This window comes from Halomonas sp. ND22Bw (genome assembly GCF_003011945.1).
In the GTDB taxonomy this organism is placed as follows: Bacteria; Pseudomonadota; Gammaproteobacteria; order Pseudomonadales; family Halomonadaceae; genus Halomonas; species Halomonas halophila.
This window is the reverse complement of sequence record NZ_PXWD01001904.1, coordinates 1-231: the sequence shown is the minus strand read 5'-3', so window position 1 is coordinate 231 and position 231 is coordinate 1. Positions and strand designations below refer to the sequence as shown.

Sequence of the window (231 nt, the reverse complement as noted above, 5' to 3'; positions counted from 1 at the left end):
CATCGACCAGCGCCTCGGTCCGATCGAAGCCCTTGTCCCCCACGGTGGTGGCGGCGGCGACGCGCAGGCGGCCGGCGGCGTCCTTGGTCGCCTCCGGGTACATCACCGCCTTTTCGATGTCCTTGACGGTGATGAGGCCGACGCAGCGATACGCCTCGTCCACCACCAGCAGCTTTTCGATGCGGCGCTGGTGGAGCAGGCGGCGCGCCTCCTCCTGCCCCACGCCCGTCG

The 231-nt window shown here is 70.6% G+C and carries 1 protein-coding gene; it reads right to left on the bottom strand.

Going from position 1 to position 231, the window contains the following annotated elements; all coding sequences use genetic code 11:
- A partial coding sequence (locus CVH10_RS24890; protein ID WP_369336039.1) for a CBS domain-containing protein occupies positions 1-231 on the bottom strand: 231 nt, incomplete at both ends.